The sequence below is a fragment of the Streptomyces sp. NPDC057474 genome, from assembly GCF_042802555.1.
GTDB lineage: Bacteria > Actinomycetota > Actinomycetes > Streptomycetales > Streptomycetaceae > Streptomyces.
In genome coordinates this window covers 20154-35656 of sequence record NZ_JBHVDX010000001.1, presented here as the reverse complement: position 1 = coordinate 35656, position 15503 = coordinate 20154, and the positions used below count along the sequence as shown (strand labels likewise).

Annotated in this window: 15 protein-coding genes; 7 read left to right on the top strand and 8 right to left on the bottom strand. The window is 70.7% G+C overall.

Annotated features, from left to right (window positions below; genetic code table 11):
• Positions 1-174 precede the first annotated feature (174 nt).
• The 5 genes from ACFU53_RS00185 to ACFU53_RS00165 all read right to left on the bottom strand — a co-directional run bounded on the left by ACFU53_RS00185 (position 175) and on the right by ACFU53_RS00165 (position 5507).
• Positions 175-1269, bottom strand: a complete 1095-nt coding sequence (locus ACFU53_RS00185; protein WP_383983964.1) for an acyl-CoA dehydrogenase family protein — start codon at positions 1267-1269, stop codon at positions 175-177.
• A complete protein-coding gene (locus tag ACFU53_RS00180; RefSeq protein WP_383983962.1) occupies positions 1266-2447 on the bottom strand; it encodes an acyl-CoA dehydrogenase family protein in 1182 nt (393 codons plus the stop codon). Before ACFU53_RS00180 ends, ACFU53_RS00185 begins: the two co-directional genes overlap by 4 nt.
• Positions 2444-3421: an NADPH:quinone oxidoreductase family protein gene (locus ACFU53_RS00175; RefSeq protein WP_383983959.1), complete on the bottom strand. Its 978-nt coding sequence runs from the start codon at positions 3419-3421 to the stop codon at positions 2444-2446. Before ACFU53_RS00175 ends, ACFU53_RS00180 begins: the two co-directional genes overlap by 4 nt.
• 113 nt (positions 3422-3534) lie before the next feature.
• Positions 3535-4140, bottom strand: a complete 606-nt coding sequence (locus tag ACFU53_RS00170; protein WP_383983956.1) for a helix-turn-helix domain-containing protein — start codon at positions 4138-4140, stop codon at positions 3535-3537.
• A 140-nt stretch (positions 4141-4280) separates the two neighbouring features.
• Positions 4281-5507 carry an RNA-guided endonuclease InsQ/TnpB family protein gene (locus ACFU53_RS00165; RefSeq protein ID WP_383983953.1) on the bottom strand — a complete coding sequence of 409 codons (1227 nt, stop codon included), beginning with the start codon at positions 5505-5507 and terminating at the stop codon, positions 4281-4283.
• A 423-nt stretch (positions 5508-5930) separates the two neighbouring features.
• Here ACFU53_RS00165 and ACFU53_RS00160 point away from each other — a divergent pair, with 423 nt between their 5' ends.
• The 4 genes from ACFU53_RS00160 (at position 5931) to ACFU53_RS00145 (ending at position 9646) form a co-directional block, all read left to right on the top strand.
• Complete coding sequence (locus ACFU53_RS00160; protein ID WP_383983950.1) at positions 5931-7469, top strand: ATP-dependent DNA ligase; 1539 nt, start codon at positions 5931-5933, stop codon at positions 7467-7469.
• Positions 7466-7933, top strand: a complete 468-nt coding sequence (locus ACFU53_RS00155; protein WP_383983947.1) for an NUDIX domain-containing protein — start codon at positions 7466-7468, stop codon at positions 7931-7933. Before ACFU53_RS00160 ends, ACFU53_RS00155 begins: the two co-directional genes overlap by 4 nt.
• A 65-nt stretch (positions 7934-7998) precedes the next feature.
• Positions 7999-9384, top strand: coding sequence for an NADP-dependent succinic semialdehyde dehydrogenase (locus ACFU53_RS00150; protein ID WP_383983944.1), 1386 nt, complete (start codon positions 7999-8001; stop codon positions 9382-9384).
• A gap of 25 nt (positions 9385-9409) precedes the next feature.
• Positions 9410-9646 carry a DUF6213 family protein gene (locus ACFU53_RS00145; RefSeq protein WP_037704958.1) on the top strand — a complete coding sequence of 79 codons (237 nt, stop codon included), beginning with the start codon at positions 9410-9412 and terminating at the stop codon, positions 9644-9646.
• 72 nt (positions 9647-9718) lie between these two features.
• On the opposite strand, the gene ACFU53_RS00140 is transcribed toward ACFU53_RS00145, so the two are convergent.
• Together ACFU53_RS00140 and ACFU53_RS00135 are read right to left on the bottom strand one after the other, a co-directional pair.
• Positions 9719-10381, bottom strand: a complete 663-nt coding sequence (locus ACFU53_RS00140) for a transcriptional regulator (protein ID WP_383983941.1) — start codon at positions 10379-10381, stop codon at positions 9719-9721.
• A gap of 144 nt (positions 10382-10525) precedes the next feature.
• The gene (locus ACFU53_RS00135) at positions 10526-11752 is read right to left on the bottom strand and encodes an acyl-CoA dehydrogenase family protein (RefSeq protein WP_383983938.1); all 1227 of its coding nucleotides are present in this window, start codon (positions 11750-11752) and stop codon (positions 10526-10528) included.
• Positions 11753-11925: 173 nt separating this feature from the next.
• On the opposite strand from ACFU53_RS00135, the gene ACFU53_RS00130 reads away from it, so the two are divergent.
• Positions 11926-12570 (top strand): TetR family transcriptional regulator, encoded by a 645-nt coding sequence (locus tag ACFU53_RS00130; RefSeq protein ID WP_383983935.1) that lies wholly within the window; start codon positions 11926-11928, stop codon positions 12568-12570.
• A gap of 100 nt (positions 12571-12670) precedes the next feature.
• Here ACFU53_RS00130 and def read toward each other — a convergent pair whose 3' ends face one another.
• Positions 12671-13210 (bottom strand): peptide deformylase, encoded by a 540-nt coding sequence (gene def, locus ACFU53_RS00125; RefSeq protein ID WP_383983932.1) that lies wholly within the window; start codon positions 13208-13210, stop codon positions 12671-12673.
• A gap of 163 nt (positions 13211-13373) precedes the next feature.
• On the opposite strand from def, the gene ACFU53_RS00120 reads away from it, so the two are divergent.
• Entirely contained in the window at positions 13374-14612 is a 1239-nt protein-coding gene (locus tag ACFU53_RS00120) for a MurT ligase domain-containing protein (RefSeq protein ID WP_351403784.1), read from the top strand.
• A gap of 37 nt (positions 14613-14649) precedes the next feature.
• The gene (locus tag ACFU53_RS00115; RefSeq protein WP_383983929.1) at positions 14650-15378 is read left to right on the top strand and encodes a type 1 glutamine amidotransferase; all 729 of its coding nucleotides are present in this window, start codon (positions 14650-14652) and stop codon (positions 15376-15378) included.
• Positions 15379-15503: the final 125 nt, after the last annotated feature.

The following is a 15503-nucleotide window of genomic DNA, read 5'->3' as shown; positions in this document are numbered from 1 at the left end:
CCGGGTGGGGCCGGTTGCGGACTCAGCGAGTATGCGAGCCGGAAGGGGCCGATGAGCAGTGCCGTGCGGGGAGTTGGCCGGACCGCCGTCGTACGTTCACTCGGGCCGCTGTGCGCACATGAGAAAGCCCGCCCCAGGCGGGGCGGGCTTTCCCTGATCTTCTCCAGTTGTATGTCAGGGGGCTTGGATGTCGACCAGTTCGGCCAACGCCGCCCGGTGGGCGCCCGCCGTGCCGTACGCGATCGAGTCGGCCTTCGCCCGCTTCAGGTACAGGTGGACCGGGTGCTCCCAGGTCATGCCGATCCCACCGTGCAACTGCAGCGCCTCCTCGGCCGCGTGCACGGCCACGGGCGCCGCGAAGGCCTGCGCGACGGCCACCGCGAGGTCGGCGTCGTCCCTGCCGGTGGCGAGCGCGTCGGCCGCGTTCCGGGCAGCGGCCCGCAGGTTGACGACCTCCAGCCACAGCTGCGCGAGGCGGTGCTTGAGCGCCTGGAAGCCACCGACGGGTCGGTTGAACTGCTTGCGCTCCTTGAGGTAGCGGACCGTCTCCGTCAACGTCCACTCCGCGAGGCCGAGTTGCTCGGAGGCCAGCAGTCCGGCCCCGGCGCGCAGGGCCCGGCGGACGGCGGGTTCGGCGTCGCCGAGGAGCCGGCCCGGCGCCCCGTCGAGCACCACCTTCGCCAGCGGCCGGGTCAGGTCCAGCGAGACCTGCGGGGTGACGGTCGCGGCGGAGGCGTCCACCGCGTAGAGGCCGCCGTCGTCGGCGGGCACCAGCAGCACATCGGCGACAGCCGCGTCCGCGATGCCGGTCAACTCCCCGTGCAGGGCGCCGTCCTCGAACCGTACGACCTTGTAGGCGCTGCCGACGGACAGGTTCAGCGCGACCGCGAGGGCGCCGATCCGCCGGCCGGAGGCGAGGTCGCCGAGCAGGTCTCCGGCGTCACCGGCGTCGTCGGCCAGCAGGGCCTCGGTGGCGACGACGGCGCTCGTGAGGAACGGCACCGGGGCGACCGCGCGCCCCAACTCCTCCAGGACGACGGCAACTTCGCGGTGCGTGGCGCCCTGGCCGCCCAGCTCCTCGGGCACGAGCAGCCCGGCGAGGCCCATGCCGTCGGCGAGCAGCTTCCACAGTTCACGGTCGTGCGGGGCGTCCGACTCGACGCGTGCGATGACGCCCGCCGCGTCGCAGTGGTCGGTCAGCAGGTCGCGGACGGCCGCGCGGAGGGCCTCTTCCTCCTCCGAGTACAGCAGGTCGGGCTGTGTGCTCATCGCGCGAGGTCCTTCCAGGCGACGTCCTTGTCGGTGCGCGGCTCGCTGGGCAGGCCCAGGACGCGCTCGGCGACGATGTTCAGCAGGACCTCGGTGGTCCCGCCCTCGATGCTGTTGCCCTTGGAGCGAAGGTAGCGGTAGCCGGCGTCGCGGCCGACGAAGTCGACCAGCTCCGGGCGCCGCATGGTCCAGTCGTCGTACAACAGGCCTTCCTCACCGCGGAGTTCGACCTCAAGGCCGCTGATCTCCTGGTTGAGGCGGGCGAAGGCGAGTTTCATGCCGGCGCCCTCGGGGCCGGGCTGTCCGGCGACGAGCTGCTGGCGCAGCCGCTCGGCGGTGAGCCGGGCGGCCTCGGCCTCGACCCAGAGCTTCAGCAGCCGCTGGTGGAGGTCGTGGGTGCGCAGTTCGGGACGCTCGCGCCAGGTCTTGGAGACCGGGCCGATCATGCCGCCCTCGCGGGGCAGCCGCATACCGCCGATGGCGACGCGCTCGTTGTTGAGCGTGGTCTGCGCGACCTTCCAGCCGTCGCCGATCCCGCCGAGGCGCCGGGAGTCCGGGATACGGACGTCGGTGATGAACACCTCGTTGAACTCGGCCTCGCCGGTGACCTGGCGCAGCGGCCGGACCTCGACGCCCGGGTCGGTCATGTCACAGATGAAGTACGTGATGCCCCGGTGCTTGGGCACGTCCGGGTCGGTGCGGGCGATGAGGATGGCCCAGCGGGCGACGTGCGCGCTGGACGTCCACACCTTCTGCCCGTTGACCACCCACTCGTCGCCTTCACGGACGGCCCGGGTGCCGAGCGCGGCCAGGTCGGATCCGGCGCCGGGCTCGCTGAAGAGCTGGCACCAGACCTCCTCGCCCGTCCACAGCGGCCGCAGGTACTGCCGCTTCTGCTCCTCCGTGCCGTAGGCGAGGATCGTCGGCGCGGCCATGCCGAGGCCGATGCCGATGCGGCGCGGGTCGTTGTCGGGGGCGCCCTCCGCCTCCAGGTCCGCGTCCACCACGACCTGGAGGGAGCGCGGGGCACCGAGCCCGCCGAGGCCCTCGGGGTAGTGCACCCAGGCGAGCCCGGCGTCGAAGCGGGCGCGCAGGAAGTCCAGTCGGTCCGTCGTGTCGGGCGGATACGCCGCCAGCAACTCGGCCGTGCGGCGCCTGAGGTCGGCTGCCTCGGTCATGCGGCGGCTCCGTTCTCCAGCGAGGGTACGACGACGACCCGGCCCGTGGTGACACCGTCCGCGACGCGCTGCACGGCGGCCGCGGCCCCGTCGAGCGGCGCGCGCTCGCTCACCAGCGGCCTGACGACGCCCCGGACCGCCAGCTCGGTGAGCTGCTCGTGGCAGTGCTGGACCAGCTTCGGGTTCTTGGTGTTGTACAGGCCCCAGTGCAGGCCGAGGATCGAGTAGTTCTTGACGAGGGCGTGACTGAGGCCGGGGCTGGGGATCGTCCCGCTGGCGAAGCCGACGACCACGATGCGTCCCTCGAAGGCGACGACCTTGGTCGACTGCGTGTAGGCCTCGCCGCCCACGGGGTCGTAGATCACGTCCGCGCCCCGGCCTCCGGTGGCCTCCTTCACGGCGGAGACGACGTCCTCGCTCCGCCGGTCGACCACCACGTCGCAGCCCAGCTCCCGGGCCACGGCCGCCTTGTCGGCGCCGCCGACGACACCGATGACCGTCGCGCCGGCCGCCTTGCCGAGCTGCACCGCCGCACTGCCGACCCCTCCGGCGGCAGCGTGGACGAGCAGGGTCTCCCCGGCTTCGAGCCGGGCCCGGCGGTGGAGACCGAACCAGCCCGTCTGGTAACCGATGTGCAGGGCCGCGGCCTCGGCGTCGTCCAGCGCCTCGGGCGCGGGCAGCAGCGCGGCGGCATCCGCGACCGCGTACTCGGCGAGACCGCCGTACGGCAGCGCCGGATTGGCGATGACCCGGCGCCCGTCCTCGGTCTCGCCGCAGATCTCCACACCCGGGGTGAAGGGGAGCGGCGGCCTGACCTGGTAGTGCCCCCGGCACATCAGCACGTCCGGGAAGTTGATGTTCGCGGCGCGCACCTTCAGCAGGACCTGGCCGTCACCGGGCGTGGGCCGCTCCACGTCCTGGAGCCGCATCACCTCGCTCGGCTCGCCGTTCTCGTGCACTTGCCATGCCTGCATGCGGTGCCTCCACGGACTGCTTCGGACTTCTTCGTCTGACCGGGGTCGACTGTCACATGCATACTAAGCGGTCGCTTGCCCTCCGGGGAACAGCCCGGGACCAGTAGCGTGCGTCACGAACGAGCGGGCCTGGCCCGTACGTGCATCCGCTCCCCCTGCGGCCCGAACAGGCTGAGGAACTCCACCGGCCCCTCCCCCGTCGACCCGAACCAGTGCGGGACCCGGGTGTCGAACTCGGCGGCCTCCCCGGCCACCATCACCACATCATGCTCGCCGAGCACGACCCGCAGCTTCCCGGACATCACATACAGCCACTCGTAGCCCTCATGGGTGCGCGGCTCCGGCTCCTGCTGCGACTGGGGCACGAGGACCTTGAAGGCCTGGAGGCCGCCCGGCTGCCGGGTGAGCGGCCAGTACGTCCGCCCGTGCCGCTGGATCGGCTTCGACCGCACCCGTGGATCACCGACCGGCGGCTCCCCGATCAGCTCGTCCAACGGCACCTGGTGGGCCCGCGCGATCGGCAGAAGCAGCTCCAGGCTGGGCTTGCGCAGCCCCGACTCCAGCCGCGACAGCGTGCTCACCGAGATACCGGTCGCCTCCGACAGCCCGGCGAGCGTCGCCTCCCGCTCCTTCCGGATCCGCCGCAACCGCGGCCCGACCCCGGCGAGAACCTCGTCCGTCCCGCCGTTCCCCTCACTCGTCCCACTCGACTCCTTCATACCCACATTGCAGTTTCGGCAAATGGGTTTGTCAATACGGCAGCACTCGGGCGACTGTCGTCGTGCAGGTGGTCACCATGACCATGACCGAGCAGTACGAATTGAATCCTCCCCTCCCTGAAGGGAAGGGGATTCCTGGCTCAGGCTGCCTTCTGGAGCAGCGCTCCAGGAGGTCTTCCGCCATCGGCACCAGCCGGGTTGAGACCAGCCCGGACGAGCATCACGCGTGCGGAGTTCTTGTCCCGTGGGGACACGTTTCCGCAGGCGGTGCACGTGTAGGTACGCTCACCCAGCGGCAGTGCGTGCTTGGCTCTCGCATCGCAGCGCGCGCAGTCCATCGTGGTGTGCGCGGGGTCCACGAGGCGGATGTCCCGCCCGTGTTTGCGGCACATCTCGATCAGGGCGGCCTTGGTGGCGCCGATGGCGGCGTCAGCGGCCTTGCGGGCCATGGTGGTCCTGGCCAGGAACTTCGGGCGGAAGTCCGCGACAGCGATGGCGTCGTGGTCGCGGACAACCTTTTTGGCCCACTTACGGCCGGTGTCCTCACGCTGCCTCGCGACCTTTTTGTGCGCCTTCGCCCGTAGTTTCTTCGCCTCGCGGTAGCCCTTCGATCCGGGCCGGCCCTTCTTCGGTTTGCGGCGGGCCATCATCCGGTCGTACCGAGTCAGCTTCGTCCGGGCCTTCCTGCCGTGCCCGGCGTGCGGGAGGTCGTGCGCGTCGGACGTGGTGGTCGCGGTCTCCTTCACACCCCAGTCGACGCCGAGTGCGCGGCCGGTCTCCGGCAGGGGCTGGACCTGGGCAGGGACGACGAACGAGCCGTACCAGTGCCCGAGGCTGTCCTGGTACACGCGCACCGAGGACGGCACGGCCGGCAGTTCCCGTGACCACACCACCGCCAGGACGATGCCGCCCGCCAGGTGCAATCGGCCGTCCTTCAGCCGGAACCCGCGCTTCGTGTAGTTCAGGGTCGGCAGCACCTCGCGCTTCTTCTTGTATGTGGGCATCCCGGCCCGGCGCGCCATGGGCAGGCGCTCTTTGATGTCCTTGTGCGCCTTGGCGCGGGATCGGCCGAAGTCACGGATGACCTGCTGCTGGACAACCGAAGAGCCTTCACGCAGCCACGGCGTACGGGCGCGGGCTTCGGTCAGCATCCTGTCGAGCTGAGCCGGGCCGCACGTGGCCTTGGCCTTGCGGCCGGTGGCCCTGTTGCTCAGATGTACGGCCTTGGACTTGGCAACGCATTCGTTCCACACCCACCTGCATCGCTCCCACTCCGCAGCCAGGGCGGTGCGGGCGGTGGACGACACGCGCAGCCGGTAGGTGTAACGGGCATGCCCGGCCTCCGCAGCCACCCCCACCTGCACCATCTCTCCCCCTCACAGCCCCCCGGCCCGGACCCTGCACCGCCCCGAACCCCTTCGAAGGACCATACGTACGACAGCCGCACAAACGCCCCCCGAACCCACAGCCACCACCCCAATCGGTGATCACGGGCACACGCGTTCACATCACCTCGGCAAAGGCTGACAGCGATACGGGCGCTTCGCGCCCTGAACCGGATACGGCGACGCTCCCCGTCGCGACGCCCCGGATGCGATACCGAGCGGGAGCCACGATCAACGGAGAACTACTGATGACGGACCTGGACGCGGCGTGATCGATCGGCCCGAGGCGCCATCGTCCAGGGGCGCGGGGAACTGCGCGACAAGCCACGACGCACCCGCACTCGCCTAACCACCCGTACCCCCTCCCCATAGGCGCCCGGCGATCCCTCGTAGGACCATGGCCACATGCTGTTCGCCCGGCTGGCCCGCACCTCACAGGATGTGGCCTCCACCACGGCCCGGTCCCGGAAGACCGCCCTGCTCGCCGAACTCTTCCGTGACGCCGACGCGGACGACGTACCGATCGTCATCCCGTATCTCGCGGGCCGGCTGCCACAGGGCCGCCTGGGCATCGGCTGGAAGGTCCTGGACCAGCAGATCCCGCCGGCCACGGCCCCCACCCTCACCGTCCGCGAGGTGGACGCCCGGCTGACGACGATCGGCGGCGCCACCGGAACCGGTTCCCAGGCCGAACGCAGGCGCCTGGTCGGCGAGTTGCTGGCGGCGGCCACCGAGGACGAGCAGCGGTACCTGTTCGGCCTGCTCACCGGTGAGGTCCGCCAGGGCGCCCTGGACGCCGTGGCCGTGGAGGGACTGGCCGCCGCCACCGGGGCGCCCGCAACCGACGTACGGCGGGCGGTGATGCTCACCGGATCGCTCCAGACCGTGGCACAGGCCCTGCTGGCGGAGGGACCGCCGGCCCTCGAATGGTTCCGGCTCACCGTCGGGCAGCCCGTCCTGCCGATGCTGGCGCACAGCGCGTCCTCCGTCACGGAGGCCGTGGCGAAGCTGGGCCGGTGCGCGGTCGAGGAGAAGCTGGACGGCATCCGTGTCCAGGTCCACCGCGACGGCGACGACGTTCGGCTCTACACCCGCACCCTGGACGACATCACCGACCGCCTGCCCGAACTCACCTCCGCAGCGCTGGAGTTGCAGGGTGAACGGTTCATCCTCGACGGGGAGGTGATCGCGTTCGACGAGGACGGGCGGCCGCGTTCCTTCCAGGAGACCGCCGGGCGGGTCGGCTCGCGGCTGAACGTGGCGACGGCGGCCAGGCAGGTGCCCGTCTCGCCGGTCTTCTTCGACGCGCTGTCCGTGGACGGCCAGGACCTCCTCGACCTGCCCTTCACCGACCGTCACGCCGTACTGGCGCGTCTCGTCCCGGAGCCCATGCGAGTCCGGCGCACCCTCGTGGCCGGTCCCGACGACCTGCCCGAGGCGGAGCGATTCCTCGCCGAAACCCTGGAACGCGGCCACGAAGGTGTCGTACTGAAAGCCCTCGACGCCCCCTACAGCGCGGGCCGACGCGGAGCCTCCTGGCTGAAGGTCAAGCCCGTGCACACCCTCGACCTGGTGGTCCTGGCCGCCGAGTGGGGCCACGGCCGCCGCACGGGCAAGCTCTCCAACCTCCACCTCGGCGCCCGCGCCGCCGACGGCTCCTTCGCCATGCTCGGCAAGACCTTCAAGGGCATGACCGACGCCCTGCTGACCTGGCAGACCGAACGGCTGACGGAGCTGGCCGTCAAGGAGCACGGCTGGGGCGTGACCGTGCGCCCCGAACTCGTCGTCGAGATCGCCTACGACGGGCTCCAGCGCTCCACCCGCTACCCGGCCGGCGTCACCCTCCGCTTCGCCCGCGTGATCCGCTATCGCGACGACAAGACCCCGGCGGAAGCCGATACGGTCGAGACCCTGCTCGCCGCACACCCCGAGGTGACTCGTTGACCACCCCCAAGCGCAGTGCCGGTCTGCTGCTCCACCGCCGCACCGAGCACGGCGTCGAGGTCCTGCTCGGCCATATGGGCGGCCCGTTCTTCGCGCACAAGGACGCGGGGGCCTGGAGCGTGCCCAAGGGCGAGTACGAGCCGGACGAGCCCGCCTGGGAGGCGGCCCGCCGGGAGTTCCAGGAGGAGCTGGGGCTGGCGCCGCCCGACGGGGAGGCCGTACCGCTGGGCGAGGTGCGGCAGTCGAACGGCAAGGTCGTCACGGCCTGGGCGATCGAGGCGGACCTCGACCCGGCGACCGTCGTGCCGGGGACGTTCCGCATGGAGTGGCCGCCGAGGTCGGGGCGGATCCAGGAGTTCCCGGAGCTGGACCGCGTGGAGTGGCTCACCGTCGAACGGGCCCGCGCCGTGCTCGTCCCGGCACAGGCGGAGTTTCTCGACCGTCTCCTGGAGCACTCGCACTGAGTCCGCGTTGCGGCGTACGCCGTCGCGCGGGAAGGTCGAAGGACAGCCCACGCAGGAGGCCAGCCATGCCCATCGCCACGGTCAACCCGGCGAACGGCGAGACGCTCAAGACCTACGACGCCCTGGGCGAGGAGGAGATCGAGCGCCGCCTCGCCACCGCCGACACCACGTTCCACACGTACCGGACGACGTCCTTCGCGGAACGCGCCCGGCTGATGCACAGGGCCGCCGAGCTCCTCGACGAGGACACGCAGGATATCGCCAAGGTGATGACCACCGAGATGGGCAAGCCCGTCAAGCAGGCCCGCGCCGAGGCCGCCAAGTGTGCGAAGGCGATGCGCTGGTACGCCGACCACGCCGAGGTGCTGCTCACCGACGTGGAACCGTCCGACGCGGACGTGAAGGACTCGGGCGCGTCCCGCGTCCTGGTCCGTTACCGGCCGCTCGGCCCGGTGCTGGCCGTGATGCCGTGGAACTTCCCGCTCTGGCAGGTGATCCGCTTCGCCGCGCCCGCCCTGATGGCCGGCAACGTGGGCCTGCTCAAGCACGCCTCCAACGTCCCGCAGACCGCGCTCTACCTGGAGGACCTCTTCCGCCGGGCGGGCTTCCCCGAGGGCTGCTTCCAGACCCTGCTCGTCGGCTCCGGCGCCATCGAGGACATCCTGCGCGACCCGCGCGTGAAGGCCGCCACCCTCACCGGCAGCGAGCCCGCCGGCCGGGCCGTCGCCTCGGTCGCCGGGGACGAGGTCAAGAAGACGGTCCTGGAGCTCGGCGGCAGCGACCCGTACGTCGTCCTCCCGTCCGCCGACCTCGACCGGGCCGCCGAGATCGCCGTCACCGCCCGGGTGCAGAACGCCGGGCAGTCGTGCATCGCCGCCAAGCGGTTCATCGTGCACGCCGACGTGTACGACGCCTTCACCGAGCGGTTCGTCGAGGCCATGAAGGCGCTGAAGGTCGGCGACCCGCTCGACGAGGACACCGACGTCGGCCCGCTCGCCGGCGAGCGGGGCCGCGACGACCTGGAGGAACTGGTCGACGAGGCCGTGGAGAGCGGCGCCACCGTCCTGTGCGGCGCCGAACGCCCCGACGGGCCCGGCTGGTTCTACCCGCCGACCGTCCTCGCCGACATCACCCCCGAGATGCGTGTGCACCAGGAGGAGACCTTCGGCCCGGTCGCCACGCTGTACCGGGTCGCCGACCTCGACGAAGCGATCGCGATCGCCAACGACACGCCGTTCGGGCTCAGCTCCAACGTGTGGACACGGGACACCGCCGAGGTCGAACGGTTCGTCCGGGACCTCGACGCGGGCGCGGTCTACGTCAACGGGATGACCGCCTCCCACCCGGCGTTCCCGTTCGGCGGGGTCAAGCGCTCCGGCTACGGGCGTGAGCTGTCCGGACACGGAATCCGGGAGTTCTGCAACATCACCACCGTGTGGCACGGGGCGTGAGCGTTCCGCGGCTACCATCCCCGTTGTGAACCGCGAAGTGACTCTGCCTCTGATCGTCGACGACCGCGGGACCTTGCAGGTGTCTGCGGCCGATGTGAGCAAGCTGCTGCGGACGGTGGGCGGGCGGTGGCTGCACCTGGTGGAGGCGGGTGAGGAACTCGACGAGGACACGGTGGCGGCGCTGACGATCGAGCTGGCGAAGCTGGCGGACCGGATCGACGTGGCTTGCATCGCGCACAGTAGTGGGGCCGCGTCGGGTTAGTCGTTTTCCGCGGGTGCGTCGTGGTTGCTCGCGCTCAGGCGACGGAGCGGCAAATGTCACAGCCCCGCGCCCCTAACGGGGCGCGAGTGTGTGCCAGAACATCGATTCGTAGCTCTGCAGCAGGCGGCCGTAACGGACTACGAGGTGGTCATCGATCCGTCCCGCGTCCAATCCCGCCTGTACCGCCGTCCTCGCCCTCTCCTCCAGCTCCGGTGACGGCTCGGCGAAGAAGTCGAAGAAGGCGCAGGCCTCGTCGGTGAAGGCGTAGTGGTGGCGCAGGGCCTTCGCGATGGCTGCGCAATAGCCGCCCCAGGAGGCGAAGTTGGCGCTCAGGGCGAGTACCACGTCGGCCGGGGACGCGGTCAGGGCGAGACGGGCGACGTAGGACGGGTAGGCCTGGCAGCCGGGTAGGGGCTCGTACGTCCGGGCCCCCTCCGCATCCACGCCGCACGCCTCGGCGTACGCCCCGAGCCGCTCCGCCGCCAACGACTCCCCTTCCGCGAGCATCTCGAAGAAGGGGGCGCTCGCCGGTTCCTCGGCCGCCGACCGCTCGGCCAGATGGCGGAAGGAGCGGAGATCGGCGGCGATGACCAGACGCTGTTCCAGGGCGAGCGTGGCGAGGGGGTGGAGGCCGGCCGTACCGGAGGCGATCAAGGGCAGCAGGGGGTTGGCGTCGGCGTCCGGGGCGAGCTTCGCGGTGGTGCTCTCCAGCAGTCGTACGGCCGTGCGCGTCATCGAAGGCTCCCGTCGGTTCACTGGTGTCGCCGCTGATCAGCGCCCCGTCAGGGGCGCGGGGCTGTATCGATATGCGGCTCCGCCGCGTGGGCGCGAGCAACCACGACGCTCCCGCAGCCCGAATCGCACGACACCCCCACGGCGCTACCGAATGGGCATCCCCGACAGGGTCCGAGCGATCACCAGCCGCTGCACCTCACTCGTACCCTCGAAAATGGTGTAGATGGCAGCGTCACGGTGCATCCGCTCGACCGGGTACTCCCTGGTGTACCCGTTGCCGCCCAGAATCTGAATGGCCTGCGCGGTCACCTTCTTCGCCGTCTCGCTCGCGAAGAGCTTCGACTGGGACCCCTCGGCCGCGGTGAACGGCCTGCCGTTGATCGCCATCCAGGAGGCCCGCCACACCAGCAGCCGCGCCGCGTCGACGGACGTCCGCATGTCCGCGAGCTGGAAGGCGACGCCCTGGTTGTCGATGATGGGCCGGCCGAACTGCTCACGGGTCTTGGCGTAGTCGAGGGCGACCTCGTACGCGGCACGGGCGGTGCCCACGGCCATGGCGCCCACGGCCGGGCGGGACGCCTCGAACGTGGCCATCGCCGCGTTCTTCACGCGCTCTCCACCGGCCTTCGCCCGCTCGCGGGCCCGCGCCAGACGCTCGTCGAGCTTCTCCTTGCCGCCGAGGAGGCAGGAGCCGGGGATGCGCACGTCCTCGAGGACGACCTCGGCGGTGTGGGAGGCGCGGATGCCGTGCTTCTTGAACTTCTGGCCCTGGGACAGGCCGGGTGTGTTCGGCGGGACGATGAAGGACGCGTGGCCCTTGGAACCGAGGTCGGGGTCGACCACGGCGACGACGACGTGGACGCCCGCGATGCCGCCGTTGGTCGCCCAGGTCTTCGTGCCGTTGAGGACCCACTCGTCCTTGGCCTCGTCGTACACGGCACGGGTGCGCATGGAGGCCACGTCGGAACCGGCGTCGGGCTCGGAGGAGCAGAACGCGGCGACCTTCACATCATTGGCGTCGCCGTACATCTGGGGGATCCAGGTGCCGATCTGCTCCTCGGTGCCGTTGGCGAGGACGCCCACGGCGGCGAGGCCGGTGCCGACGATGGACAGGGCTATGCCCGCGTCGCCCCAGAACAGCTCCTCCATGGCCATGGGGATGCCGAGGCCGGTGGGGTCGAAGTACTGCTGGGCATAGAAGTCGAGGGAGTAGATGCCGACCTTGGCGGCCTCCTGGATCACCGGCCAGGGGGTCTCCTCGCGCTCGTCCCACTCCGCGGCAGCGGGGCGGATCACATCGGCGGCGAATCCGTGGAGCCAGTCGCGGACCTCTCGCTGTTCCTCGTTGAGTTCCATGGTGAACTCGGCCATGACGCGCCTCCAGCACTGCACTAAGATGTTACCTGCGGTAACGCGAGTCTGTTACTGGTCGGTAGGAAAAGTCAACTCCCGAGTCAGGCTCGGTAGCCCGTTCGATCGGGGCGTGCCAATCAGTGTTAGTTTGCGCAGGGCGTCACCGTCATCAGCATTTGGGGGAGAGACTCATGGACACCACGCAGCGGACCGACCAGGAGCGGTCCGCCGATCGCCGTCGGCGCGAGCTGCTGGAGGCCGCGGACCGAGTCGTGCTCCGCGACGGTCCCCAGGCGTCGATGAACGCCATCGCGGCCGAAGCCGGCATCACCAAGCCGATCCTCTACCGCCACTTCGGTGACAAGGGCGGACTCTACGCCGCTCTCGCCCAGCGCCACACCGATGCCCTTCTCGACTCCCTGCGGGCCGCGCTGGACGCCCCGGCGGAGCGGCGTGAACGCGTCGAGGCGACCCTCGACACCTATCTGTCGGCCATCGAGGCCCGCCCCCAGGTGTACCGCTTCCTCATGCACCCCGCCGAGGGCGGCCACCCCGGCGACCAGGGCTTCGACGTCGGCAAACACTCCGCCCCCCTCCTGCGCCGCATGGGCGAGGAACTCGGCAAGGTCATAGAGGACCGCCTCGACCTCGGCCCAGACAGCCACCGGCTCGCCCGCGTCTGGGGCCACGGCATCGTAGGCATGATGCACGCGGCGGGCGACTGGTGGCTAGGCGAACGCCCCTGCACACGAGCAGAGTTGGTCCGCAGCCTGGCGGACTTGCTGTGGGGCCGCCTGGCAGCGGCGGGCGACAAGGTGGGCGGCCCCGGGTTCTGAGGGTCCAGGTCTTTTGCTTTCAGGGGCGCGGGGCTATCGATGCGCGGCTCCGCCGGCGTGGGCGCGACCAGCCACAACGAACCCGCACCCGCCGTCGAACTCACCGCCCCCACGGCGCCTTCGCGACCTTCCGCATCACCCGGGAACGACGCCACCCACTCAGCCGGTCCACATACACCCGGCCCTCGAGGTGATCACACTCATGCTGAAGGCACCTCGCGAAGAAACCACTCCCCCACACCCGCACCCGGTCCCCGTCCACCGTGAACCCCTCCACCACGGCCTCGTCGTACCGCTCCACCCCCGCCTCCAGCCCGGGCAGCGACAGACACCCCTCGGGCCCCCGCAGTACGATCCCCTCAGCGGAGACGAGCCGCGGATTCACGACATGGCCGAGATGCCGCACATCCTCGTCGTCCGGACAGTCGTACACGAACACCCGAAGCCCCCGGCCCACCTGGTTCGCGGCGAGCCCCACGCCCCGCGCGTAATACATCGTCGCGAACATGTCCTCCACAAGTCGCGCCAGTTCGGACCCAAACTCCGTCACCTCTTCACAGGGCGCCTGCAATACGGGGTCCCCGAGCAGTGTCATGGGGAGAACGCGCCCTCGGGCGCCGGGAATCGAGCCGCTTCGCATGGCCGCAAGAGTACGTTCAGACCCGATATCGCCGGTCCAGCCAGTGCAACGTCGCGTGCAAGGCCCGGTCGAGATTCGGGCGCGTGAGTGGATCTCGATAGGCTTTGGTCCACACGTTGCCGAGACAGGGCGCGGCGCTGTACGCAAGGAGGATCGAGAACTGATGGCAGGCAACTCGGACCCGCTCACGCCGCGGGCCAAGCTGGCCGTGACGGCGGGCAAAGCGGTCGCGGCGGCATCGCGTGCCGCGGGGCGCGGTAGCGGATCTGTGATCGGCGGCCGGGTGGCACTGAAACTCGACCCCGACCTCCTCGCCCGGCTCGCACAGAGCCTCGACGTCGTCCTGGTCTCGGCCACCAACGGCAAGACCACCACGACCCGGCTGATCGCCGAGGCACTGCGGGCCGCGGGCCCGGTCGTCTCGAACGCGCTCGGCGCCAACATGCCCGCGGGCATCACCTCGGCGCTCGCCGGGAACTCGGACTCCAAGTTCGCGGTCATCGAGGTCGACGAGAAGTACCTCGCCGGTGTCGCGCGGGACACCGACCCCAAGTGCATCGCGCTGCTCAACCTCTCCCGCGACCAGCTCGACCGCGCCGCCGAGACCCGCATGATGGCGGAGGCGTGGCGGGAGGGCCTGGCCGGCACCAAGGCCGTCGTCGTGGCCAACTGCGACGACCCGCTGATCGTGTGGGCGGCCTCGTCGTCCCCGAACGTGATCTGGGTCGCGGTCGGCCAGATGTGGAAGGACGACGCCTGGTCCTGCCCGTCCTGCGGCGGTGTGATGCAGCGGCCCGGCGACGACTGGTTCTGCGGCGAGTGCGGTTTCCGCCGCCCCACGCCGAGCTGGGCGCTCTCCGGCGACCACGTCCTCGACCCGCACGGCTCGGCCTGGCCGATCCACCTGCAGCTGCCGGGCCGCGCCAACAAGGCCAACGCCGCCTCCTCGGCCGCCACCGCCGCCGTCTTCGGTGTGCCCCCGCAGGTCGCCCTGGAACGCATGTACCAGGTGCAGGCGGTCGCCGGACGGTATGACGTGGTGCAGTTCATGCAGCGCGATCTGCGGCTGCTGCTCGCCAAGAACCCGGCGGGCTGGCTGGAGACGTTCTCGCTGATCGACCCGCCGCCGTCGCCGGTGATCCTGTCGGTGAACGCGCGCGGCGCCGACGGCACCGACACCTCCTGGCTGTGGGACGTGGACTACACACGGCTGACCGGCCACCCGATCTTCGTGCTGGGTGACCGCAAGCTCGACCTGGCGGTGCGGCTGGAGGTTGCCAACCAGCACTTCCAGGTCTGCGACACCCTCGACCAGGCGGTGCAGATGTGCCCGCCGGGCCGGATCGAGGTCATCGCCAACTACACCGCGTTCCAGGACCTGCGCCGCCGCGTGGGCAACTGAGCACCCGACCACGAACGACTCTGAGGGGCACTGACTCATGAGTGACAACAGCCTGCGGATCGTCTGGGTCTACCCGGACCTGCTCAGCACCTACGGCGACCAGGGCAACGTCCTCGTCGTGGAGCGCCGGGCGCGGCAGCGCGGCTTGGACGTGGCCCGGCTGGACGTGCGCAGCGACCAGCCGATCCCGACCTCCGGCGACATCTATCTGATCGGCGGCGGCGAGGACCGGCCGCAGCGGCTCGCCGCAGAGCGGCTGCGCCGGGACCGGCATCTGTACCAGGCGGTGAACAACGGGGCGATCGTCTTCGCGGTCTGCGCCGGGTACCAGATCCTCGGCCACGAGTTCGTCAACGACCTCGGTCAGCGCGAGCCGGGCCTCGGCCTGCTCGACGTGACGACGACCCGCGGCGAGGGCGAGCGGTGCGTCGGCGACGTCCTCGCGGACATCGACCCGCGCCTCGGGATGCCCCAGCTGACCGGGTTCGAGAACCACCAGGGCATCACCCACCTCGGCCCCACCGCCCGCCCGCTCGCACAGGTGCGGCTCGGCAAGGGCAACGGCACGGGCGACGGCACGGAGGGCGCGTACAACGACACCGTGTTCGGCACGTACATGCATGGGCCGGTGCTGGCGCGGAACCCGCAGATCGCGGACCTGCTGCTGAAGCTGGCGCTGGACGTGAACGCGCTGCCGCCGACCGACGACCGCTGGTTCGAGGCGCTGCGCGACGAGCGCATCTCCTCGGCCCAGCAGCCCGCGTAGGACGTCCGGCAGGAAGCTTGAGGCGCCTGAGAAACGGTTCCTCAGTGCCCGTACGAAAGCCCGTCCGACACCGCCCCCGCTCATGTGTGAAAGCCCGTCTGACCAGGGCTCCGCTCACCTGTGCA